The sequence below is a fragment of the Aromatoleum toluolicum genome, from assembly GCF_012911005.2.
In the GTDB taxonomy this organism is placed as follows: Bacteria; Pseudomonadota; Gammaproteobacteria; order Burkholderiales; family Rhodocyclaceae; genus Aromatoleum; species Aromatoleum toluolicum.
The window spans coordinates 99,109-118,994 of record NZ_WTVS01000007.1; the positions used below are offsets into that span (position 1 = coordinate 99,109).

Here is a 19,886-nt window from a genome sequence, read left to right on the forward strand (position 1 = left end):
CGCAATACGCGTTTTTGAGCTTTATCAACATATTGCAGCGCAATATGTGATATTCGCCCGCTCGCAGCTGCGATCAAGGTGCGGCGAGACGGTGCCGCAATGTGCGCAGGATGCAGCCGATCAGGGGAATGTGCTCGTAGAGCTGGCGCGCGGGATCCCAGTGGTCGATGTGCTCGACGACCCGCCCGTCGGCATCGAAACGCAGCTGCGTGACGCCGCGGATCTCGCGGCACGCGCGCCCGGTGCCGAAGCGGAAAGTCCACGCCAGCATCGCCTCCCGCTCGCCCGCGAGACGGCTCGTCACCTCGAAGCGCGGCGCCTCGACGGTCGCGAACATGTGGCGAAAGATGCGCGCGATCGCATCAAGGCCGGTGACGTCGTTGAAGGGATCGACGAAACGCGCATCCGGTGCGTAGAAGTCCGCGAGGGACGCGAGCGACTGCGGCGTGAGCGTCGCATAGAATTCGGCGAGCCTTTCGGCGGCTGCGCGCGTCATGACCCGGTTACCCGCCGCACGAGCGGAAAGTACAGTCGGTACGGCAGGACGCGCAGCAGTTTCATCAGCCGCGTGAAGCGGCGCGGGAAGTGGGTCTCGAAGTCGCCGCGCGCGAATCCGGCGACGATCTCCGTCGCAGCGTCCTCGGGCTGCATCAGGGCGGGCATTGTGAAGGGGTTCTGCGCCGTGAGGCGGGTTGCGACGAAGCCCGGACTGATGAGGTGGATCGCGACCCCGCGCGGCGCGAGGTCGAGATACAGGGACTCGGCGAAATTGACGAGTGCGGCCTTCGACGCTCCGTAGGCCGCCGCCTGCGGCAATCCGCGGTAGGCCGCGACGCTGCCGACGATCGCGATTGCGCCGCACTCCTGCGCTAGAAGGGTCGGAAGGACGCTTGAGACACCGTCGATCACCCCGAGCAGATTCACGTCGAGGGTCGCGCGCACCGCCTCCGGCTCGAGCTCCCAGGCGCGCATCGGCCGGTAGGTGCCGGCGTTGAGGACGACGAGGTCGATGCCGCCCCAGGCGGCGAGCAGATCGTCGCGCACGCGCGCATATTCCGGCGCCCCCCGCGTGACGTCCATCGTCAGCGCAAGACTGCCGGAGCAGTCCGCGGCGACCGCGGCGAGGCGGTCGGCATCGCGCGCCGACAGCGCGAGCCGCGCTCCGCGGGCGGCCAGATCGCTCGCAAGCGCCGCGCCGATCCCGGCCGAGCCGCCGACCAGCCAGACGCGCAAGCCGCGCCAGTCCCGGATCGGCGGATTGAGCGGCTCAAGGAAGCGCATGCGCTTCCCTTTTCACGAAGGACAGGGTCACCTCGCCGAGACGCACGCCGAACTTGCTCATCACCGATCGGTTCAGCATCACGCGCTCGTCCATCAGGAACATCCAGTCGTCGAAATCGACGTGCCAAGTCCGATCGCCGACCGGCAGCGCGAGCACGTAGCGCCAGCGCAGCGCATTGCCACGCGCCTCGCCGCGCGCCTCGCCGACCACATCGGCCGCGACGCCGCCGTAGCGATGCGCGTCGTGGCGCGTGATCGTCCATACGCGCCGCTGGGTGGTGCCGTCCGAGTAGGTGAAGCGCTCGTCGAGCGTGCCGACATCGCCGCGCCAGCTCGCCTCGATGACGACATGGAATCGCTTGACGACCTTGCCCGAGCGGTCCTGGAACATGCCGTAGGCGTCGAGCGTGCCATCGAAGTAGCGGCGCAGGTCGAGAACCGGGGTTTCGGCGGCGTACTCCTGCACATCGATGCCGGCGCAACCGGCCATCCCCGCGACCATCGCAAGGGTCATCAGCATTCGGCGCATCGCCGCTCCTCCTCCATCAGGTCACGCCGGTAATGCCACAGCAGCGCCGCAGCCAGCGCCTTGAGCGCCACCGGCAGCAGTGCGTACACGCCCGCGAGGACCGCCAGCGCGTCGGGGTCGCGGGTGCCGGGTGCGTACCCCAGCCGATCGAGGAGCGGCAACGCGAGCCCGGCGGCAATCGCGAGATTCGCCTTGGAGACGAGGTTCCACCACCCGAACCACGCGCCCGCGCGCGGCCCCGCCGAACGCTCGCGGGCGAGCAGATCCGCGAGCATGGCCGCCGGCAGGGCCAGGTCCGCCCCCAGCGCCGCCCCCGAGAGCACGCAGATCAGCGCGAAACTGCGCAGGTCGCCCGCGCCGAGCGTCGCCGCCCAGGCAAACACCGCCATCGCGAGCAGCATGGCGAGCAGCCAGGCCCCGAGCTTTCCGAACACGGACGCGCAGCGCACCCACAGCGGCATGCTCGCGGCCCCGGCGAGGAAATACAGGGCGAGGAACAGGCCGGATGCGGACTCAGCCTGCAGCACGTCGGAGACGAAGAACAGCACCGTCGCGGCGGGGATCGCGGCGGCGATGCCGTTCGCGGCGAACACCACGAGCAGCCGCGCGAAGGGACGACAGGCGAGCGCGTCGCGCATGGCCGCGCGCAGGGACACCGCGCCGCCTTCCACCTTCGCCACCGTCGGCGCGAAGCGCAAGGTGAGTCCCGCGCCGAGCAAGAGGATGAGGGGGAAGATCCAGCCGAGCAGCACCAGGCCGGTGGCGGAGTCGTCCCCGAGCACGGACGGCAGTCCGGCCGCGAGCACGACGCCCGCCAGCGCGAAGCCCTCGCGGCTTGCGACGACGCGCGTGCGCCCATCGGGCGTATCGGCCAGCTCCGCACCCCACGCGGCGTAGTTGATGGTGGCGAGCGAGTAGCCGAGCGTGACGAGCAGCAGCGACGCCGCCAGCCACAGGAGCCCGGCACCCGCCGGCGGACCGAGCAGCGCGATGAATCCTGCGGCCAGCAGTGGCAGCGCCGCGACGATCCACGCACGTCGCGCCACGAAACGATCGCTCGCCCAGCCGATGAGCGGATCGGTGACCGCATCGACGATACGCACGCCGAGCAGGACGGCGCCGATCGCCGCGAGCGGCAGGCCGAGGCCATCCGCGTAGAGCTTGGGTGCGTGCACGTAGATCGGCAGCGCGGCGAAGGCCAGCGGCAACCCCAGCACGCCGTACGCCAGGGCGGGTCCGCGCTCAACCTTCATCACCGGTCCCCAGCAGGCTTGACCGCAGGCCCGGCTCGCGCGTGCGCGGGTCGAGCCAGATCGCGAAGAAGGCGCGCGCGAAATCCGCGTCACGCAACTCGGCGGTCAGCGCGCCGCGATGGTAGAAAGCCACCCGGCCGTCGGGTTCCGCTAGGCCGACGATCGTGTCGCCGGGCTCGACCGACGGGAAGGCCCGCACCAGCAGCGGTCGCCAGGCCTCGCGCCGCGCCGCGTCCGCGAACCCGAGACGCGCCATCTCGTCGAGACTGGCCGCAACGAGGCGCTCGCCGCGGATCGGTCGCGCGTAGCGGATCTCCAGCGCGAAGGGGCGCTCGGGGCGCCAGCGCTCGGCACCGCGCGTCCACAGACTGGCGTTGTACAGCGCGAGACCGAACCAGCGCATCGTGCCCTGCCCCACGACGCCCCAGCCCGCGCCGACGCCCGGGGCCCGCGCCTCGAGTCCGGAAGCGGCCGCGTGCCCGCCTCCGATCACACACGCGAGCGCGATGCAGCCCGCAAGCAGTAGCGGCCGCCACCCCACCCGCTCAGCGGTGTGCGAGTTCGAAGTGATGGACATCGATGTCGCCAACAAGGAAACCGGCCTCGCAGTACGCCAGATAGAAGCGCCACAGCCGCATGAAGCGCGCATCGAAGCCCTGCGCCGCGACCTCGGCGCGCTGCGCGTCGAACTGCGCGCGCCAGCGTTCCAGCGTGCGCGCGTAGTCGCGCCCGAAGGCGAAGTCCCCGATGAGCGCGAGTCCTGCCGCGTCGGCCTGGCGGCGAACGATGGCCGGCGTCGGCAGCATCCCGCCGGGGAAGATGTAGCGCTGGATGAAGTCCGTTCCGCGCCGGTAGCGCGGGAACAGGGCCTCATCGATCGTGATCGCCTGCACCACGCAGCGCCCGCCGCGCCGCAGGCGGCGCGCGAGCGTCGCGAAATAGGTCGGCCAGAAGCGCTCCCCGACCGCCTCGATCATCTCGATGGACACGACGTGGTCGTACTCGCCCAGCACGTCGCGGTAGTCGCACAGCGCGAAGCTTGCACGATCGGCGAAGCCTTCGCGCTCGGCGCGGGCGCACGCATGGGCGAGCTGCGCGGGCGAGAGCGTGACGCCGAACACGAGACAGCCGAACTCCTTTGCCGCGACCTCGGCGAAGCCGCCCCAGCCGCAGCCGACCTCGAGGATCGTCTGCCCCGGCTGCGCGTCGAGGCGTTCGAGGATGCGCCGATACTTGCGCCGCTGGGCCGCCTCGAGCGGCTCCGCGACATCGTCGAAGAGGGCCGCCGAATAGCTCATCGTGGGATCGAGCCACAGCGCGTAGAAGTCGTTGCCGAGGTCGTAGTGCGCCTCGATGTTGCGCCGCGCCCCGCTGCGCGTGTTGGCGCGCAACGCATTCCACAGGCGGTAGCCCGCCAGCGGCAGCAGGCGCCCGTACACGGCGCGTCCCAGCCGTACGCGGTTTTCCGCCAGCAGCGTCAGCAGTTCGGTCAGGTCGTCGGTGTCCCACAGGCCGGCCAGGTAGCTCTCGCCGAGGCCGATGTCGCCGCGTGCCAGCGCCGCCGCGAAGGTCTCGTGGTCGCGCACGCGCCAGTGCGCGCGCAGCGCACCGTGACCGAGGCGCAGGGTCTCGCCCCCGGGCAGCTCAAGCGCCAGCGCCCCGCCCTCGAGCGATTCGAGCAGCCCCAGCGCCAGCCGGGTCGCGCGCGGCGCACTAGACGCCGCCGACCAGGCTACCGGTTTCGCGAGCGTGTTTTCGAGGGTATTCATCGCGTGGTTTCCTCCAGCGGGGGCAGCGGTTTGTGAAAGAAGCGGACCCGTTTCAGCCACAGGCGCAGCGCCTGCCAGTGGATTCGCACGACGACAGCGAGGGTCATGAACGGATAGCGCACAAGCCAGGCGAGCATCGCCCGGCCATCGAGGGGCCGGGCGCGTCCGCCGACCGCCGTGCTGAGGCGACGCTCGCTGCCCTCCCAGTAATCGATCGTGACGGCGGGGGCGACGCCCTCGGCGTGGAAACGGAAACGGTATTCGCCCGCCACGGGCAGGAAGGGCGACACATGGAAAACCTTGATCGCGCACAGCTCGTCGCCGGGACGGATCGGCCCCCGGTCGCGGTGATGGATGAGGTAGTTGTGATGCTCGCCGAAGGTGTTGCTCACCTCGGCCAGAACCACCCGGAGCGTGCCGGCACGGTCGTGACAGAACCAGAAACTCACGGGATTGAAGAGGAAGCCCAGCATGCGCGGCATCGTCTGCAGCACGACCTCGCCGTCGGCGACCCCGGCCAGTCCGTGACGCTCGAGCAAGCCACTCAGCCACGGCAGCAGCGGCGTGCCGTCGCGCGGACCGTGGTCGCGGCTGAGAAACGAGAAGACGTTCGCGCGCTCGACCCCGAGCAGCGGCACGGACAGGTCGCCGAGCCGCGACAAGGGCAGGCGCAGGAACGCGGTCGGATACACGAAGCGGTTGTGCACCGGGGCATGGCGCTCGTGAAACACCGCGCCGAAACACACGGCCGGCAGCAGCGGGGCGTGCGCCGCGCTCATGCGCTGCACGCCTCCACGACGTTCTCACTCCCGCGCGCGCTGCCGCGCCAGGGCACGCGACCGCCCAGCGCCTCGACGATCGGCATGGCCGATTTCAAGCCGTCCTCGTGAAAGCCGTAGCCGGTCCACGCGCCCGCGAACCATGTGCGGCGCACCCCCTGAATGCCGCCGAGCGCACGCTGCGCCGCCACCGCGGCGATGTCGAACACCGGATGGGCGTAGTCGAAACTCGCCAGCACGCGTGCCGGGTCCGGTTCGCGCACGGGATTGAGCGTCACCACCACCGGCGTGTCGAAGGGCAAGGGCTGCAGGCGGTTGATCAGGTAGCTGACCGAGACTGCGCCGTCCTCGGGCTCCGCACTCGCCCCCCCCGGGGCCGCGGCGTAGTTCCACGCCGCCCATACGCCCTGCCGCCGCGGCAGCAGGCTGGCATCGGTATGCAGCACGGCGCGGTTGGGCTGATAGCGCACCGCCGACAGGATCTGGCGCTCGCCGACCGTCGCATCGGCCCCGAGGATCGCCAGCGCCTGGTCGCTATGGCACGCGAACACGACATCGTCGAAGCGGTCGATCCGCTGCGGGGTATGCACCCACACCGCGTTGGCGTCGCGAAACACCCCCAGCACCGGCGTGTCGAGGCGCAGGTCGTCGAGCTGACTGCACATGCGCCGCACGTACTCGCGCCCGCCGCCGCGCACCGTGAGCCACTGCGGCCGATCGGCGATCTGCAGCAGGCCGTGGTTGTCGCAGAAGCGCACGAAGGTCTCGAGGGGATAGTCGAGCATGGCCCGCGTCGGGCAGGACCAGATCGCCGCGGCCATCGGCAGCAGGTACCAGTCGCGGAACTCGCGGCTGTAGCGGTTCGCCGCCAGGTATTCACCCAGCCCCAGCCCCGCCGCGCTGCCGCCCAGGGCGAGTCGGGGAGCCTCGCGATTGAAGCGCAGGATGTCGCGCAGCATGCGCCAGAACCCCGGGCGCGCCGCATTGCCCGGCTGGGCGAAGAGGCTGCGCAGGCTCGTTCCCGACCACTCCAGGTCCGGCTGCGCCAGGCTCACGGAAAACGACATCTCCGTTTCGACGGCCTCGACACCGAGCAGGCCGAAGAGCGCGATCAGGTTAGGGTAGGTGCGGCGGTTGAACACCAGGAAGCCGGTGTCGACGGGATGAGTCACCCCGTCCAGCGTCACGTCGACCGTGTTCGTGTGCCCGCCCGCCTGCTTGCCGGCCTCGAAGACGGTCACGTCATGCTCGCGCGACAGCATCCACGCACAGGCCAATCCGGAGATCCCCGCGCCGACGACCGCAATCCGGCGCGCCGGACGCGGCTCCCACGGGAAGGCTTCGCGCATGTTCATGACGAGCGCCCCTGCACCGCCGCCGGCGCGTAGTCGCCGCGATGGAGGAAGAGCTTCAGTGCCAGCCCCTCGTCCACGGCATAATTGTCCTGGACAGAAACAGCTACCGAAGGATGGACCGGGGTTGCCGCACTGGCCCGCGCAGCCGTCAGGTACGTAACCAGCGCAGCACCCGCCACTACCGTCGCCGCAAGCAGCAGGGTGCGCTGCACGAGAGAGAACCTAAGGGTCTTGGTTTTCATTTTGTCCTGGACAAAATTTGTACACGGCTCTAACTTAGAACCATTCGCACACCGCGTCAAGGATTTGTCCACGACAAAATGAGAAATACCACCAACCAACCCGACGGCTTCGGCATTGCCGCAGTCGAGCGCGACACCGGGCTGCCCAAGGACACGCTGCGCGTCTGGGAGCGCCGCTACGGCTTTCCGCAGCCCCTGCGCGACGCCAACGGCGAGCGCGTGTACCCCGCCGCACAGGTGGACAAACTGCGCCTCATCCGCCGCCTTCTCGACCAGGGCCTGCGCCCGTCGCGCATCGTCGCGGCCAGCACGGAAGAACTCGCACAACTGCTCGAGGCATCGCCCGAGGCCGCTCCGCCCGCCGCCCCCGCCGGCTGGGACACCCTGCTCGCCTTCATGCAGCGGCAGGACGGCGCAGCGCTCCAGCGCGCGCTGCAACAAAGCCTGCTGAAACAGGGCCTGCAGCGCTTTCTCGCCGACACGCTCACCCCCCTCACCGATGCGGTCGGGCAGGCGTGGCTACGCGGCGAACTGAGCGTGGCCGGCGAACACCTGTACACGGAGCAGGTGCACAACGTGTTGCGCGGCGCCATCGCGAGCCACGGCGGACATGGCGGGTCGCCGTCCATCCTGCTCACGACCTTCCCGAACGAACTGCATTCGCTCGGCCTGCTGATGGCGGAGGCGATGTTCGCGCCCGAGGGCGCACGCTGCACCTCGCTCGGCACCCAGACGCCGCTCGCCGACATCGAGCACGCCGCCACGCAGGGCGGCATCGACGTCGTCGCGCTGTCCTTCAGCGCCGCCTATCCACCCCGCCAGGCGGTCGAGGGCCTCAGCACGCTGCGTGCCCGCCTGCCCGCCGGCATTGCACTCTGGGCCGGCGGCCAGGCCGTGCGCGAGCAGCAGCGCAAGCTGCCGGGAATCCGCGTCATCGCGGACCTGAACGACGGCATCGCCGCCCTCGCTGAGTGGCGCGCCGCGCATCCTGCATGACGCGCCGACAGGCGCATCCCGGGCGCGCGCGCTAGAATCGCGCCTTCCGGGACCGCACGCGGTCCCCGTCCCGCCGTCAGGAACCGATGCCCTACCCTCGCCCCGCCTTCGAAGCCAAGATCTGCCCCCCCGGGGAGCTGCGCGCCCGCGCCGCGGCCCTGTCGCGCCCGCTCGTGTTCACCAACGGCTGCTTCGACATCCTGCACCGCGGGCATGTCACCTACCTCGCGCAGGCGCGCGCGCTCGGTGCGGCGATGGTCGTCGCGCTGAACACCGACGCGTCCGTGAAGCGGCTCGGCAAGGGCGACGACCGTCCGGTGAATCCGCTGGAGGACCGCGCCGCCGTGATGGCCGCGCTGGAATGCGTCGATCTCGTCACATGGTTCGACGAGGACACGCCGCTGCAGCGCATCCTCGACGCACGCCCGGAGGTGCTGGTGAAAGGCGGCGACTGGCCGGTGGAGCGCATCGTCGGCGCCACGGAAGTGAGCGGCTGGGGCGGGACGGTGCATTCCATCCCGTTCGAGCACGACCGCTCGACGACCGCCCTGATCGGGCGCATCCGCAGTCTCTGACGCCGACGCGGCGCTCAGCCCGCCGACGGCACCCCTGCGGCCACGCCCGCCTGCGCCGTCAGCGGGGCGACACGCGGCAGGCGCACGCGCATCGTCGTCCCCACACCGAGGCGGCTGTCGACCGTGATCGTGCCGCCGAGCACGTTCGACAGCAGGCTGTGCACGATGTGCAGGCCCAGGCCGCTGCCCCCCTTGCCGAGGCGCGACGTGAAGAAGGGCTCGAAGATGCGCCCTTGCAGTTCGTCCGGGATGCCGCGCCCGTCGTCGCTCACTTCGAGCAACACCCAGTCGGCATCGTCGGCGCGACCGACGATGCGCACCTCGCCTTCGCTGCGCCCCTCCAGCCCGTGCAGCACCGCATTGTTGATGAGGTTCGCGAGCACCTGGCCGAGCGCCCCCGGGTAGCTGTCGAGGCGCAATAAGGCGTCCACTTCGATCGTCAGGCGGAAGGGCAGCCGCTTGAGCGACGGCCGCAGCGTCATGACGATCTCGTCGACGACCTCGCCGAGGGTGAATTCGCGGCGCTGTGCGCTCGACTGGTCCACCGCCACCTGCTTGAAACTCGCGACCAGCGCCGCAGACCGCTCGAGGTTACGCTCGATGATCGCATTGCCCGCCTCGGCGTCCGCGAGGTAACGCTCCAGGGTCGAGCGACGCAGCCCCGTTTCGAGCTCGCGCCGCAAGGCGCGCGTCTGGTCGCCCACCGTGTTCGCGGCGATCAGGCTGTTGCCCAGCGGCGTGCCGAGCTCATGCGCGACACCCGCGACGAGCGCCCCCAGCGCCGCCATCTTCTCCGACTGGACCAGCTCCTCCTGCGTCCGTTGCAAGGTGTCGAGTGCCGCGGAGAGTTCCGCGTTGCTCCGGCGCAGGGCCTCGGTGCGCTCGGCGACACGCGCCTCGAGCGTCTGGTTGAGCTCCTGCAGTTCCCCCTGGCTCGCCACGATCGCCCCCTCGCGCTCGCGGATCGCCTGCCCCATGTGCTGGAAGGTCGCGGCGAGCCGGTTGAACTCGCGCACCCGCGAAGGCCTCCACTCCAGGTCGTAACGCCCCCGTTCGACGCCACGGGCGAAGAGCGACAGGTCGCGGAACAGGCGGCCGAAATAGCCGGCCTGGATCGCCGCGCCGACCAGGCCGACGATCCAGGCCGTGGCCAGCCCGACGAGCATGATGAGCTCGGCGCTCCGCGAGGCCCGGAACGCCTCCGACTGCGGCCGGATCACGAGCACTTGCCAGCCCAGCGGCGATACCGGCACGCTGCTGCCGATCATGTCGATGCCGTCCACGGTCAGGAGCACCTGACGGCTGCCGTCGTCATGATCGTGCCGCGCCCCGTGCGGCACGTCGGCGAGCTCGGGCACCGTCCCGGCCTGCAGGCCGGCAGTGTCGCCGAGGAGCGCCCCCCGGCCGTCCAGCAGCAGCGTGCGCAGCCCGCCGTCGTCCATCACATCGGCGACGGCGTGCAGCAGCGGTCCCGACGACAGCTCCCCGAACAGCGTCACCCCCGCATGGCGGACGGCGACCACCGCGAGCGCGCCGCCCCCCGACGGCGACAGCACGACGTCCGACCAATGCACGCCCGGCGCGCGCTTCATCGCCGCCACCAGCGGATGCGCTGACACGTCGCGCCCGACGCGCTCGGCTCGCGACCGGCGCCGTTCCGACGGCAGCCCCACGGCGAAGACCCTGCCGCCGTCGTCGACCGCGTACACGGCCGCGAGGGCGTCATTGCTGTCGACGAGGCGGTCGAGCAGCGCCGAAACCGCCTCGGAGCTCCACGGGTCGCCGGTCACCAGCACCTGCGAGATCGCACGCACTGCCGCCTCCGGACGCGTGACCTGCGCCTCGATCTGGGCCGCCACCGCGTGCGAGATCTGGTGCTGCCGCAGGGTCGTGTCGCGGTCGATCTGCGGCAGCAACCAGAGTTCCATCAGGCCGTAGACGACCGCGAAAGTCAGCGTCGCGACCAGCAGCGAGCGCAGGAACAGCAGCCGGGAGAGGCGGACCGGGCGCATCAGGCGACGTTCGCGGCAGATCCTGCGGTCACGCGGCCACGCTCATCGCCGGACCGCGCCGCGGCCATGCCTAGCGCCGCATCGCTCGTCACCGCGCGCGCTGCTTGGTGCGGCAGGCCGCGCGCGTTCAGCATTCGCGCGGGGCGGCCGATCCCGACGAGTGCTCGGCGAGCCAGACGCGCCAGTCGTCGGCCGGCATGGGCCGCGCGAAGTGATAGCCCTGCCCGAGCTGGCAGCCCATCGCCTGCAGCCGCCCGGCCTGCTCGGCCTGCTCGATGCCTTCGGCGATCAGTTCGATGCCCAGGCGGTCGCCCAGCCCGCACACGAGGCCGGCGATGTCCCCGCCCTTGCCGGCACCGCCGATGTCGTTGATGAAGGCGCGGTCGATCTTCAGGCGGTCGACGTTCATGCGTTGCAGGTGGCTCAGCGACGAGAAACCGGTACCGAAGTCGTCGATCGCGATATCCAGCCCCATCGCCTTGACGCGCCCGAACAGCTCGATCATGCGGTCGCCCTCGCCCATCGCGACCGACTCGGTGATCTCCAGCTCGATCTGCCCCGGCGCCACGCCGCTGTCCTCGATCGCCGCACGCAGCCGGCCGAGGAAATGCGGATCGCGGAACTGGATCACCGAGACGTTGATCGCCATGCGCACCGCGCCGTGCCCCGCCTGCGCCATGCGCGCGGCCTCCTCGCAGGCACGCCGCAGCACCCACTCGCCCATCGCCACGATCAGGCCCGAGCGCTCGGCCAGCGGGATGAAGTGGTCGGGGGGAATCATCGCCCCATCGCCCGTGCGCCAGCGCAGCAGGGCCTCGGCCCCGACGCAGCGCCCGGTCGCGAGCTCGATCTGCGGCTGGAACACGAGGAACAGTTCGTTCGCGCCGAAGGCGCCGCGCAGGTTGTGCAGGAGATTCACGCGCCCGCGGATCTCCTCGCTGACACCGCGGTTGTAGCGCGCGACGGACCCTCGTTCGGCCTGCTTCGCGCGCTTGAGCGCGAGGTAGCCGTCCTCGAGCGCCTCGCTGCCGTCCCCGGCGACGTCGTCGAGGCGGACGATACCCACCGTCACCGACACGATGACGCTCTCGCCTTCGACCTCCAGCGGATCGGCGAACAGGCCGTCGAGGCAGCTCACGTCGGCATCGTGCGCCGCCCAGAACACCGCGAAGCTGTCGCTGCCCACCCGCGCGACACCGACATGCGCGCCGCAGCCGGCAACGATGCGCGCCGCCACGCCCTTGAGCAGCGCATCGCCGTAGTGATAGCCGAAGGCGCCGTTGATTTCGCCGAAATGGTCGACGTCCACCACCGCCAGCACGCCGCGCCGCCCGTCATGCTCGCGCAGATGCGCGTCGAGCAGCTCAAGCAGCTGCCGGCGGTTGGGCAGACGCACGAGCGGATCGAAATACGAATACTCGTTGAGCCGCTGCACGAGGTCGACGTTGTCCAGGCACACCGACACGTTCGCACAGAACACTTCGAGCAGGGACGGATCGAGCTCGTCGGCCAGGTAGCCCGTTTCCACATAGGCGGCGAGATCGCGCCCGGGCCGCGAGCCGAAGTACAACGCGATGCCCAGCCCCGGTTCGACGACGTTCGCACGCTGCATCAGCGCCCGCTCGAGGATCGTGCGGATCGCCGGATCCTGCAGCGCGTCGAGCGGCTGGCGGCTGGCGTGGCCGAAACGGCCGGCTGCCGCAATCACCTCGCACGGTGCGCCGGCGTCACGGCGCGCGCACACCAGCCCCTCGGGCGGCAGTGCGAGCAGCCCGGCGATCTGCGTGATCACCCCGCCCGCGAAGTCGGCAAGCCCCTCGCAGCGCAGCAGCTCGGCGCTGCCGCGCACGATGTGCGCCAGCCCGGCACGACCCGCGTTGACGATGCGGATCTGCTGGTAGGCGCGGATCGCCGCGGTAAGTGCCGCGTACAGCCGGGTACGGGAGAGCTCCGACTTGTTCCTGTAGTCGTTGATGTCGTAGTCGCGGATCGCGTCGAGTTCCGGCGCATAGCCGGGCTGGCCGGTACGCAGGATGATGCGCACGTCGCGCATGTGGAAACGATGGCGGATCTCGTCGACGAGCCGCAGGCCGGCATCCTGCGTTTCCATCACCACGTCGAGCAGGATCACCGCGATGTCGCGCTCTTCGGCGAACAGCGCGCGCGCATCGGCGGCCGAACGGGCGTGCAGGAAGGCGATCGGACGGCCCAGGATCTCGGTGTTGGCGAGACTCAGCTCGGTGCTGCGGTGGACGTCTTCATCGTCGTCGACGATCGCGACCTTCCACCGGGCCGTAACGGCGACAGGCGCGAGCTGCGGTTCGGCCGCGAATTCGAGCAGCTCTTCATCGGGAAGACTCATCTACGACACGTCACCCCTGGATTCCCCGCCGCGACTCGCCCACGGTGTCGCGCCAGTCGGACGTGATGTTTTCCTCGAATTGCGGAAATTCGCGATCGTGCTCCATCAGCAGACGCAGGATCGTGCGCGCATGGTCGCCGGGAAACCCCCGCCGCTGGCCGTCGCGGGTGTCGTTCATGAGCCGGTTGATGAACTCGCGGCAGTCGCGCGTCCCCCACAGCTCGTCGATCCGCCTGAGGTGAGGATAGGCCTCGTAGAGCTTCGAAACGTTGGTCTTCCGCATGGGATCCCCCAACCTCGCACAATCCGCAACTTTAGTAATAGTCGAACGATAACACCGTCATCGTCCTGCGTCGAACCCCTGCCCGCTCCGGCACCCCGCCCGCAGCGATGCCGATTGCATCACGACGAAAGTCCGCGATCTCGCTCCCCGGCCTGTATCGACCCGGGCGTCACCGGTAGAATGGCAGCGATGACCGCGCACACCCCACCTTCCCCGCTCCACGTCCTCGAACACGTCTTCGGCTACACCGCCTTCCGCGGCGAACAGCAGGCCGTCGTCGAGCACGTGACGGCCGGCGGCGACGCGCTGGTGCTGATGCCCACCGGGGGCGGCAAATCGCTGTGCTACCAGGTTCCAGCCCTGCTGCGCCCCGGCACTGCCGTGGTGGTGTCGCCGCTGATCGCGCTGATGCAGGACCAGGTCAGTGCACTGCAGGAAGCGGGCGTGGCGGCAGCCTACCTGAACTCGAGCCAGGCGGCCGACGAATCCGTCACGGTGGAACGCGACCTCGTCGGCGGCCGGCTCGACCTGCTGTACGTAGCGCCGGAACGCCTGCTCACCGGCCGGCTGCTGGCGACGCTGGACCGCCTGCACGAGGCCGGTCGCATCGCCCTGTTCGCGATCGACGAAGCGCACTGCGTGTCGCAGTGGGGGCACGACTTCCGCCCCGAGTACCTGCAGCTCTCGGTGCTGTCGGAACGCTACCCGGGCGTGCCGCGCATCGCCCTGACCGCGACGGCGGACGCCGAGACGCGCGAGGAGATCGCGCAGCGCCTGGGGCTCGCGACGGCACGCCGCTTCATCTCCAGCTTCGACCGGCCGAACATCCGCTATCGCATGGTCGACAAGGACAACCCGCGCAACCAGCTGCTCGCCTTCATCCGCGACGACCACGCGGGCGATGCCGGCATCGTCTATTGCCTGTCGCGGCGCAAGGTCGAGGAGACCGCCGCGTGGCTGGAGGAACAGGGCATCCGCGCGCTGGCCTATCACGCGGGGATGCCGCAGGACGTGCGCGCGGCGAACCAGAGCCGCTTCCTGCGCGAGGACGGCATCGTCATGTGCGCGACGATCGCCTTCGGCATGGGCATCGACAAGCCCGACGTGCGCTTCGTCGCCCACCTCGACCTGCCGCGCTCGATCGAAGGCTACTATCAGGAGACCGGCCGCGCCGGCCGCGACGGCCTCGCATCGCAGGCGTGGATGGCCTGGGGCGCGCAGGACATCGTGCAGCAGCGGCGCATGATCGACGAATCCGAGGGCAACGAGGACTTCAAGCGCCGCGCCCGCGCGCGCCTCGACGCGCTCGTCGGACTGGTCGAGACCACCGGCTGCCGCCGCCAGCACCTGCTCGCACATTTCGGCGAGACCGGTCAGCCCTGCGGGAACTGCGACAACTGCCTGGAACCGCCGAGCACCTGGGACGCGACCGATGCCGCGCGCAAGGCGCTGTCGGGGGTGTTCCGCACCGGCCAGCGTTTCGGTGCCGGCCACGTGATCGACGTGCTGCGCGGCGAACTCACCGACAAGGTGCGCGACTGGGAGCACGACAAGGTAAGCACCTTCGGCATCGGCGCCGACGTGGATGAAAAGACCTGGCGCACACTGTTCCGCCAGCTCGTCGCGCGCGGCCTGCTGGCCGTCGATCACGACCGCCACAACGCGCTGACGCTGACCGACCTGGCGCGACCGCTGCTGCGCGGGGAGTCGGAGTTCGCGCTGCGGCTCGCGCCCGAGAAGCGGCGCACGAAGCGCACGCGCAGCACCCGCATGGAGATCCTCGACGGCGTGCCGCTGACGCTGTTCGACCGCCTGCGCGCCTGGCGTGCGGCGACCGCCCGTGAGCGCAACGTGCCGGCGTATGTAATCTTTCACGACGCCACGCTGCGCGAGATCGCGCTCGCGCGGCCGGCCTCGATCGAGGAGCTCGCACACATCTCGGGTATCGGCGATCGCAAGCTCGAAGCCTACGGGGCTTCGATCATCACCGAGATCGCGCGCGAAGTCTGATCGCGCGCGGCTTTCAGGCCATCAGCAGGGCCGGGCGGGCGAAGAAGTAGCCCTGGAAGAGATCGAAGCCGAGCTCGACGCACCGGCGGGCACGCTCCAGCGTATCCACCTTTTCCGCCAGCAGCTTCGCCGGATGCAGGCGCAGGCGGCGCACCAGCAGCTCCAACGCCGCAGGTTCGAGCTGGAGAATGTCAATTTTGACGACATCCACGATGTCGAGCAGCGGCTCCAGCTCGCGGCTCACGCTGCAGACGTCGTCGAGGGCGAGGCGGTAGCCGAGGTGCTTCAATTCGGAGCAACGCTCCACGACGGCGCAGTCGATCGTGACAGTTTCCAGCAGCTCGAGTACCACGCGATCGCGCGGCAGGCGTTCGACGCGACCGCTCATCAGCATTTCCGCATCGACGTTGACGAAGCCGGCACTGCCGCCGATCACGCTGTTCAGGCCGATACGGCCGAAGGCATGCGCAATGACCTGCGCCGTGGCGCGCGCATCGTCGGTGACATGGGCTTCGCCCGATTCATCTTCGCGAAAGAGCAGCTCGTAGGCGGCAACCTTGCGCAGCCGGTCGAATATCGGCTGGCGCGCGAGAAAAACGTCGTTCCTGGATTTCATGGTTGCCTCCTCGGCGGGCGAAATTCCTGCCCCGCAACCGTTACGAGCAATACTCGTGCCGTACCTGCATTAACGCGCGGAACGTGCGTTCCGCCGACAGGCGATGCGACTTGCCCCAAGGCGCCGGCGTCGATTCGGGTGATTTTCCCCACCAAAAATGGGGGACGAGTCGTCCGAGCGCATTTCGCAACAGAGCGTTGCCAACTTGTTAACGGCTGGCTTGACCCGAATCATCCGGGCGCGCGCGGTCGACTGGTAAAATTATGTTTCAGAACCGCTTTTCGACCCCGACCGCCGCCAGCGGCGACACACGACACATACAAGACATGAACGACCCGCACGCAGCCAGCCTGCAAGCAAGCACAGTTTCCGCACAGACCCGGATCAAGGTCTGGGATATTCTCGTGCGAACCTTCCACTGGACCCTGGTGGTGTCTTTCACCACTGGCTACCTGATCACCGACAAGTTCCCGCTCCACGCATACGCGGGCTACACGATCTTCGCGCTGGTCATGCTCCGCGTCATCTGGGGATTCGTCGGCACGAAGTACGCCCGATTCTCCGCGTTCACGTACAGCTTGAACGAGACCGTGCAGTACCTGCTTTCCGCCCTGCGCATGGGCAAGGCACGCGAATATCTCAGCCATAACCCCATGGGCGCGCTCATGGTCTATCTGCTGCTGGCGATGCTGCTGTTCAACGCGGTGATCGGCACCATGCTGTACGGCGCGCAGCAGCTCGAAGGCCCCCTCGCTGACATCGTTCCGACGCTGTGGGACGAGAACCTCGAAGTGGTGCACAAGTTCATGGCCAAGGCACTGCTCACGCTCGCGGCCTTTCACCTCGCAGGGGTATTGTGGTCATCCTGGTGGCATCGTCAGAACTACGTGCTCGCGATGTTCACCGGCTACAAGTCGGCGTTTACGCGGCGCGAACACCGCGAGGGCTCGGGTGAGGTGTGGACATCCGAGGAACGCACCCGCCACCACAAGCAGCAGCGCTGAGTTTCACCGCCGCCGACCGGCGCGCGCGTCAGGCACCCACCGCAAGCTCACTCGGCCGGTTCCACATGCGTCGTCAGACGCGTGCCGGCCTGCAGCTCCACCGCCCGCTCGACTTCGTCGGCAAGCGCATGGGCGCGGGCGACCGACCAGTCGCCCGGCAGGCGGATGTCGACATGCGCGAAATGCATCGCTCCGGCAACGCGGGTCTTGAGGTTCGCGAAATGGCAGCCGCGGGCGGTGAATGACGCGAGCACCGCCTCGATGCGTTCGATCTCCTCGGCGGCGAGCGCGCGGTCCATCAGCCCATCGACCGAGCGCTGCATCAGCCCCCAGCCTTCGCGCAGGATGTTCAGCGCGACGGCCGCGGCGATGAGCGGATCCAGCCACCCGAGCCCGCTCGCACTCGCGAGCGCGACGCCGACGACCACCCCGGCGGTGGTCCACACGTCCGTCATCAGGTGACGGGCGTCGGCCTCCAGCGCCAGCGAACGGTTCGCGCGCCCGACCTGGAAGAGGATGCGTGCGACGACGAAGTTGACGAGACTCGCCCCGACTGACAACGCAGTGCCGATGCCCAGTTCGCCCAGCGGCTGCGGATGAAGCAGGCGCTCGCCGGCGACGAACAGGATGGCCAGGGCGGCGATGAAGATCATCACGCCCTCGAACGCGGCGGAAAAGTATTCGGCCTTGCCGTGACCGTAGGGATGCCCGGGGTCGGCCGGCGCGCGCGCAAAGGACACCATCAGCAGCGCGAAGGATGCACCGGCGAGGTTGACGAGGGATTCGAGGGCATCCGAAAGATAGCCGACCGATCCGGTGAGCCACCACGCACCGGTCTTCATGCCGATGGTCGTGAGCGCGGCGGCCACGGAGAGCAGCAGCGCCTGTTGGGGAGTGAGCGTACGCATGATGTCGGTAACGTTGCGATGGCCGACATGGTAAACCACGCGGGCCGGCCCCCACGCGCAATGGCCAGCACCGATGATGCTTGCGGAATGGATTCGAAGCGCCAACAATGCCCGTTCTGTCGCAAACGCCAGGGAGACCGAAATGGGACTGTTGGACGGATTGGCCGGCCAGGTGCTGGGTAGTGTGCTGGGCGGTGGGCAACAGCAGGGAGCGCAGGGAACGGGTGGCGCGCTGCTGCAGATGGCGATGAACCTGCTGCAGAACCAGCCGGGCGGACTCGCCGGCCTGCTGCAGCAGTTCCAGAATGCAGGGCTCGGCGATGCGGCGGCGTCGTGGGTCGGCACCGGCCAGAATGCCCCGATCGACGGCGATCAGCTGTCGAGCGCGCTCGGGGCCGACACGATCGGCGGCATCGCGAACCAGCTCGGCATCCCGCAACAGGAAGCGGCGGGCGGGCTCGCGGCACTGCTGCCGCAACTCATCGACCAGCTCACGCCGCAGGGGCGCTTGCCCGACGACAATGCCATGCCGGGCGGCCTGGCGGATCTGGCGTCGAAACTCCTGCGCGGCTGATCGCGCGCCGCGGCCGGCCCCCTTCCTCCGCCGGAGCTTGAGGGCGCCGGCCTTGAGGGCGCCGGCCGCGCGCGTCGCCGCTCAGCGCTTGAAGCGCTCCTCGGCGATCGCGTCGGCGACTTCCCCGGTCGGGCGCTCTTCCTTGCGCGCGCGCGCGAAGATCTCCATCAGGTTGTCGTAGATGCTCTCGATGTGACTCTTGAGCGCGGCGCGGTCGAAGTTGCCGGTGCGCTCGTAATACACGTCGATGATGCCGCCGGCATTGATGACGTAGTCGGGCGCGTACAGGATGCCCTTGTTCATCAGCGCGAGGCCGTGGCGCGGCTCGGCGAGCTGGTTGTTGGCGGCGCCGGCGACGATCTTCGCCTTCAGCTGCGGGATCGTCTGGTCGTTGATGATCGCGCCCATCGCGCACGGGGCAAAGACGTCGACGTCGAGGCCGAAGATCTCCTCCGGCGCGACGACGGTTGCTTCAATCTCCTTGGCGGCACGCAGCAGCGGCTCGCGGTGGATGTCGGTGACCCACAGTTGCGCGCCGGCTTCCTTGAGCTGGCGGGCGAGGTCGAAGCCGACGTTGCCGAGGCCCTGCACGGCGATCCTGAGGCCGGCGAGCGAATCGCGGCCGAGGCGCTCCTGGACTGCGGCCTTGATGCCGACGAAGGTGCCGTAGGCGGTCGCGGGCGAGGGGTCGCCGCTGCGCACGCCGTTCTCGGACGGCTTGTCGATGATGCCGGCGACGTGGTCGGTGAATTGCGACATGAACTTCATGTCGTCGACGCCGGTACCGGAGTCTTCGGCGGCGATGTAGCGGCCATTGACGCGCTCGACGGCCTGGGCGAAGGCCTTCAGCAGCTCGGGCGTCTTGTCGGTGCGCGGGTTGCCGATGATCACGGACTTGCCGCCGCCGAGCTTGAGGTTGGCCATCGCCGACTTGTAGGTCATGCCGCGCGACAGGCGCAGCACGTCGCGGATCGCCTCTTCCTCGCTGGCGTACGGCCACATGCGGCAGCCGCCCAGGGCCGGGCCGAGGTTGGAGTTATGCACCGCGATGATGGCCTTGAGGCCGCTCTTCTCGTCGCTGCAGAACACGACCTGTTCGTGGTCGGCGAAATCGCTCAGGTTGAAAACGCTCATGATGTCTCCTTCATTGGTCTGGAAAGGGTGCAACGCGCCCTCCGCCACGGCTCGTGGCCGGAACGGAAGGTTTGCTGCGGGGGGGGGGAACGGCTTCTATTTGTCCGGCAAGCAATCTGCTCGGGCACCGTGTTCCTCCCCCTTCAAGGGGGAGGTTAGGAGGGGGATGGGCTTCTGCGACGTCTGCTTAACCCATCCCCACCC

Annotated in this window: 20 protein-coding genes; 5 read left to right on the forward strand and 15 right to left on the reverse strand. The window is 69.2% G+C overall.

What is annotated here, in order from left to right; all coding sequences use genetic code 11:
- Positions 1-73 precede the first annotated feature (73 nt).
- From GPA27_RS05185 to GPA27_RS05225, 9 genes are read right to left on the reverse strand one after another with little or no spacing between them, the layout of a single operon-like run.
- Positions 74-496: a nuclear transport factor 2 family protein gene (locus tag GPA27_RS05185; protein WP_169138264.1), complete on the reverse strand. Its 423-nt coding sequence runs from the start codon at positions 494-496 to the stop codon at positions 74-76.
- Entirely contained in the window at positions 493-1,281 is a 789-nt protein-coding gene (locus GPA27_RS05190; RefSeq protein WP_169138265.1) for an SDR family NAD(P)-dependent oxidoreductase, read from the reverse strand. Before GPA27_RS05190 ends, GPA27_RS05185 begins: the two co-directional genes overlap by 4 nt.
- Positions 1,268-1,801, reverse strand: coding sequence for a DUF3833 domain-containing protein (locus GPA27_RS05195; RefSeq protein WP_246260949.1), 534 nt, complete (start codon positions 1,799-1,801; stop codon positions 1,268-1,270). Before GPA27_RS05195 ends, GPA27_RS05190 begins: the two co-directional genes overlap by 14 nt.
- Positions 1,795-3,063 carry an MFS transporter gene (locus tag GPA27_RS05200; protein ID WP_169138267.1) on the reverse strand — a complete coding sequence of 423 codons (1,269 nt, stop codon included), beginning with the start codon at positions 3,061-3,063 and terminating at the stop codon, positions 1,795-1,797. The genes GPA27_RS05195 and GPA27_RS05200 overlap by 7 nt, the downstream gene beginning before the upstream one ends.
- On the reverse strand, positions 3,053-3,640 hold the full coding sequence (locus tag GPA27_RS05205; RefSeq protein WP_169138268.1) for a chalcone isomerase family protein: 588 nt from the start codon (positions 3,638-3,640) through the stop codon (positions 3,053-3,055). Before GPA27_RS05205 ends, GPA27_RS05200 begins: the two co-directional genes overlap by 11 nt.
- On the reverse strand, positions 3,609-4,832 hold the full coding sequence (locus GPA27_RS05210; protein ID WP_169138269.1) for an SAM-dependent methyltransferase: 1,224 nt from the start codon (positions 4,830-4,832) through the stop codon (positions 3,609-3,611). Before GPA27_RS05210 ends, GPA27_RS05205 begins: the two co-directional genes overlap by 32 nt.
- Entirely contained in the window at positions 4,829-5,611 is a 783-nt protein-coding gene (locus tag GPA27_RS05215) for a DUF1365 domain-containing protein (protein ID WP_211164837.1), read from the reverse strand. Before GPA27_RS05215 ends, GPA27_RS05210 begins: the two co-directional genes overlap by 4 nt.
- Positions 5,608-6,966 (reverse strand): NAD(P)/FAD-dependent oxidoreductase, encoded by a 1,359-nt coding sequence (locus tag GPA27_RS05220; protein WP_169138270.1) that lies wholly within the window; start codon positions 6,964-6,966, stop codon positions 5,608-5,610. The genes GPA27_RS05215 and GPA27_RS05220 overlap by 4 nt, the downstream gene beginning before the upstream one ends.
- Positions 6,963-7,208, reverse strand: coding sequence for a hypothetical protein (locus tag GPA27_RS05225; RefSeq protein ID WP_169138272.1), 246 nt, complete (start codon positions 7,206-7,208; stop codon positions 6,963-6,965). The genes GPA27_RS05220 and GPA27_RS05225 overlap by 4 nt, the downstream gene beginning before the upstream one ends.
- A gap of 78 nt (positions 7,209-7,286) precedes the next feature.
- On the opposite strand from GPA27_RS05225, the gene GPA27_RS05230 reads away from it, so the two are divergent.
- Together GPA27_RS05230 and rfaE2 are read left to right on the forward strand one after the other, a co-directional pair.
- Positions 7,287-8,204, forward strand: a complete 918-nt coding sequence (locus GPA27_RS05230; protein WP_169138274.1) for a MerR family transcriptional regulator — start codon at positions 7,287-7,289, stop codon at positions 8,202-8,204.
- Between the two features lie 86 nt (positions 8,205-8,290).
- Positions 8,291-8,779, forward strand: coding sequence for a D-glycero-beta-D-manno-heptose 1-phosphate adenylyltransferase (gene rfaE2, locus GPA27_RS05235; RefSeq protein WP_169138276.1), 489 nt, complete (start codon positions 8,291-8,293; stop codon positions 8,777-8,779).
- Positions 8,780-8,793: 14 nt separating this feature from the next.
- On the opposite strand, the gene GPA27_RS05240 is transcribed toward rfaE2, so the two are convergent.
- The 3 genes from GPA27_RS05240 to GPA27_RS05250 form a co-directional block, all read right to left on the reverse strand.
- Complete coding sequence (locus GPA27_RS05240) at positions 8,794-10,791, reverse strand: sensor histidine kinase (protein WP_169138278.1); 1,998 nt, start codon at positions 10,789-10,791, stop codon at positions 8,794-8,796.
- A 127-nt stretch (positions 10,792-10,918) separates the two neighbouring features.
- Complete coding sequence (locus tag GPA27_RS05245; RefSeq protein ID WP_169138280.1) at positions 10,919-13,153, reverse strand: putative bifunctional diguanylate cyclase/phosphodiesterase; 2,235 nt, start codon at positions 13,151-13,153, stop codon at positions 10,919-10,921.
- A 10-nt stretch (positions 13,154-13,163) separates the two neighbouring features.
- Positions 13,164-13,436 (reverse strand): hypothetical protein, encoded by a 273-nt coding sequence (locus tag GPA27_RS05250; RefSeq protein ID WP_076602150.1) that lies wholly within the window; start codon positions 13,434-13,436, stop codon positions 13,164-13,166.
- A 180-nt stretch (positions 13,437-13,616) separates the two neighbouring features.
- Here GPA27_RS05250 and recQ point away from each other — a divergent pair, with 180 nt between their 5' ends.
- The gene (recQ, locus tag GPA27_RS05255) at positions 13,617-15,446 is read left to right on the forward strand and encodes a DNA helicase RecQ (RefSeq protein ID WP_169138282.1); all 1,830 of its coding nucleotides are present in this window, start codon (positions 13,617-13,619) and stop codon (positions 15,444-15,446) included.
- A gap of 13 nt (positions 15,447-15,459) precedes the next feature.
- Here the strand turns inward: recQ and GPA27_RS05260 are convergent, their stop codons facing one another.
- Positions 15,460-16,062: an EAL and HDOD domain-containing protein gene (locus tag GPA27_RS05260; protein ID WP_169138284.1), complete on the reverse strand. Its 603-nt coding sequence runs from the start codon at positions 16,060-16,062 to the stop codon at positions 15,460-15,462.
- A gap of 326 nt (positions 16,063-16,388) precedes the next feature.
- Here GPA27_RS05260 and GPA27_RS05265 point away from each other — a divergent pair, with 326 nt between their 5' ends.
- A complete protein-coding gene (locus tag GPA27_RS05265; protein WP_169138286.1) occupies positions 16,389-17,066 on the forward strand; it encodes a cytochrome b/b6 domain-containing protein in 678 nt (225 codons plus the stop codon).
- Positions 17,067-17,113: 47 nt separating this feature from the next.
- Here GPA27_RS05265 and GPA27_RS05270 read toward each other — a convergent pair whose 3' ends face one another.
- On the reverse strand, positions 17,114-17,974 hold the full coding sequence (locus GPA27_RS05270; protein ID WP_169138288.1) for a cation diffusion facilitator family transporter: 861 nt from the start codon (positions 17,972-17,974) through the stop codon (positions 17,114-17,116).
- A gap of 76 nt (positions 17,975-18,050) precedes the next feature.
- Here GPA27_RS05270 and GPA27_RS05275 point away from each other — a divergent pair, with 76 nt between their 5' ends.
- Positions 18,051-18,548 (forward strand): YidB family protein, encoded by a 498-nt coding sequence (locus tag GPA27_RS05275; protein ID WP_373322725.1) that lies wholly within the window; start codon positions 18,051-18,053, stop codon positions 18,546-18,548.
- An 81-nt stretch (positions 18,549-18,629) separates the two neighbouring features.
- On the opposite strand, the gene GPA27_RS05280 is transcribed toward GPA27_RS05275, so the two are convergent.
- Positions 18,630-19,682, reverse strand: coding sequence for a Glu/Leu/Phe/Val dehydrogenase dimerization domain-containing protein (locus GPA27_RS05280; protein WP_169138292.1), 1,053 nt, complete (start codon positions 19,680-19,682; stop codon positions 18,630-18,632).
- Between the last annotated feature and the right edge of the window lie 204 nt (positions 19,683-19,886).

What these genes read in the sequence shown, in the direction of transcription:
- GPA27_RS05240 (WP_169138278.1), bottom strand. Translation starts at nt 10,791, where the DNA reads ATGCGCCCGGTCCGCCTCTCCCGGCTGCTGTTCCTGCGCTCGCTGCTG.
- GPA27_RS05210 (WP_169138269.1), bottom strand. Translation starts at nt 4,832, where the DNA reads ATGAATACCCTCGAAAACACGCTCGCGAAACCGGTAGCCTGGTCGGCG.
- GPA27_RS05220 (WP_169138270.1), bottom strand. Translation starts at nt 6,966, where the DNA reads ATGAACATGCGCGAAGCCTTCCCGTGGGAGCCGCGTCCGGCGCGCCGG.
- GPA27_RS05250 (WP_076602150.1), bottom strand. Translation starts at nt 13,436, where the DNA reads ATGCGGAAGACCAACGTTTCGAAGCTCTACGAGGCCTATCCTCACCTC.
- rfaE2 (WP_169138276.1), top strand. Translation starts at nt 8,291, where the DNA reads ATGCCCTACCCTCGCCCCGCCTTCGAAGCCAAGATCTGCCCCCCCGGG.
- GPA27_RS05185 (WP_169138264.1), bottom strand. Translation starts at nt 496, where the DNA reads ATGACGCGCGCAGCCGCCGAAAGGCTCGCCGAATTCTATGCGACGCTC.
- GPA27_RS05200 (WP_169138267.1), bottom strand. Translation starts at nt 3,063, where the DNA reads ATGAAGGTTGAGCGCGGACCCGCCCTGGCGTACGGCGTGCTGGGGTTG.
- GPA27_RS05280 (WP_169138292.1), bottom strand. Translation starts at nt 19,682, where the DNA reads ATGAGCGTTTTCAACCTGAGCGATTTCGCCGACCACGAACAGGTCGTG.
- GPA27_RS05195 (WP_246260949.1), bottom strand. Translation starts at nt 1,801, where the DNA reads ATGCTGATGACCCTTGCGATGGTCGCGGGGATGGCCGGTTGCGCCGGC.
- GPA27_RS05245 (WP_169138280.1), bottom strand. Translation starts at nt 13,153, where the DNA reads ATGAGTCTTCCCGATGAAGAGCTGCTCGAATTCGCGGCCGAACCGCAG.
- GPA27_RS05230 (WP_169138274.1), top strand. Translation starts at nt 7,287, where the DNA reads ATGAGAAATACCACCAACCAACCCGACGGCTTCGGCATTGCCGCAGTC.
- recQ (WP_169138282.1), top strand. Translation starts at nt 13,617, where the DNA reads ATGGCAGCGATGACCGCGCACACCCCACCTTCCCCGCTCCACGTCCTC.
- GPA27_RS05225 (WP_169138272.1), bottom strand. Translation starts at nt 7,208, where the DNA reads ATGAAAACCAAGACCCTTAGGTTCTCTCTCGTGCAGCGCACCCTGCTG.
- GPA27_RS05260 (WP_169138284.1), bottom strand. Translation starts at nt 16,062, where the DNA reads ATGAAATCCAGGAACGACGTTTTTCTCGCGCGCCAGCCGATATTCGAC.
- GPA27_RS05215 (WP_211164837.1), bottom strand. Translation starts at nt 5,611, where the DNA reads ATGAGCGCGGCGCACGCCCCGCTGCTGCCGGCCGTGTGTTTCGGCGCG.
- GPA27_RS05205 (WP_169138268.1), bottom strand. Translation starts at nt 3,640, where the DNA reads ATGTCCATCACTTCGAACTCGCACACCGCTGAGCGGGTGGGGTGGCGG.
- GPA27_RS05270 (WP_169138288.1), bottom strand. Translation starts at nt 17,974, where the DNA reads ATGCGTACGCTCACTCCCCAACAGGCGCTGCTGCTCTCCGTGGCCGCC.
- GPA27_RS05275 (WP_373322725.1), top strand. Translation starts at nt 18,051, where the DNA reads ATGCTTGCGGAATGGATTCGAAGCGCCAACAATGCCCGTTCTGTCGCA.
- GPA27_RS05190 (WP_169138265.1), bottom strand. Translation starts at nt 1,281, where the DNA reads ATGCGCTTCCTTGAGCCGCTCAATCCGCCGATCCGGGACTGGCGCGGC.
- GPA27_RS05265 (WP_169138286.1), top strand. Translation starts at nt 16,389, where the DNA reads ATGAACGACCCGCACGCAGCCAGCCTGCAAGCAAGCACAGTTTCCGCA.